Origin of the sequence: Pedobacter miscanthi (assembly GCF_003315595.1) — a bacterium.
Lineage (GTDB): Bacteria > Bacteroidota > Bacteroidia > Sphingobacteriales > Sphingobacteriaceae > Pedobacter > Pedobacter miscanthi.
Genome location: NZ_QNQU01000072.1, coordinates 1 through 1,192 on the forward strand (window position 1 = coordinate 1; position 1,192 = coordinate 1,192).

The following is a 1,192-nucleotide window of genomic DNA, read 5'->3' on the forward strand; positions in this document are numbered from 1 at the left end:
TTCGCTAGTAAAAATAATGAGTCACAAACTTTAAAATGAGAGTTTGATCCTGGCTCAGGACGAACGCTGGCGGCGTGCCTAATACATGCAAGTCGAACGAAACTTTCTTACACCGAATGCTTGCATTCACCGTAAGAAGTTGAGTGGCGGACGGGTGAGTAACACGTGGGTAACCTGCCTAAAAGAAGGGGATAACACTTGGAAACAGGTGCTAATACCGTATATCTCTAAGGATCGCATGATCCTTAGATGAAAGATGGTTCTGCTATCGCTTTTAGATGGACCCGCGGCGTATTAACTAGTTGGTGGGGTAACGGCCTACCAAGGTGATGATACGTAGCCGAACTGAGAGGTTGATCGGCCACATTGGGACTGAGACACGGCCCAAACTCCTACGGGAGGCAGCAGTAGGGAATCTTCCACAATGGACGCAAGTCTGATGGAGCAACGCCGCGTGAGTGAAGAAGGTCTTCGGATCGTAAAACTCTGTTGTTAGAGAAGAACACGAGTGAGAGTAACTGTTCATTCGATGACGGTATCTAACCAGCAAGTCACGGCTAACTACGTGCCAGCAGCCGCGGTAATACGTAGGTGGCAAGCGTTGTCCGGATTTATTGGGCGTAAAGGGAACGCAGGCGGTCTTTTAAGTCTGATGTGAAAGCCTTCGGCTTAACCGGAGTAGTGCATTGGAAACTGGAAGACTTGAGTGCAGAAGAGGAGAGTGGAACTCCATGTGTAGCGGTGAAATGCGTAGATATATGGAAGAACACCAGTGGCGAAAGCGGCTCTCTGGTCTGTAACTGACGCTGAGGTTCGAAAGCGTGGGTAGCAAACAGGATTAGATACCCTGGTAGTCCACGCCGTAAACGATGAATGCTAGGTGTTGGAGGGTTTCCGCCCTTCAGTGCCGCAGCTAACGCAATAAGCATTCCGCCTGGGGAGTACGACCGCAAGGTTGAAACTCAAAGGAATTGACGGGGGCCCGCACAAGCGGAGGAGCATGTGGTTTAATTCGAAGCAACGCGAAGAACCTTACCAGGTCTTGACATCCTTTGACCACCTAAGAGATTAGGCTTTCCCTTCGGGGACAAAGTGACAGGTGGTGCATGGCTGTCGTCAGCTCGTGTCGTGAGATGTTGGGTTAAGTCCCGCAACGAGCGCAACCCTTGTTGTCAGTTGCCAGCATTAAGTT

At 50.3% G+C, this 1,192-nt stretch carries 1 rRNA gene; it reads left to right on the plus strand.

The window, feature by feature from the left end:
- Positions 1–31: 31 nt before the first annotated feature.
- A 16S ribosomal RNA gene (locus DRW42_RS28400) occupies positions 32–1,192 on the plus strand; the annotation flags it as partial.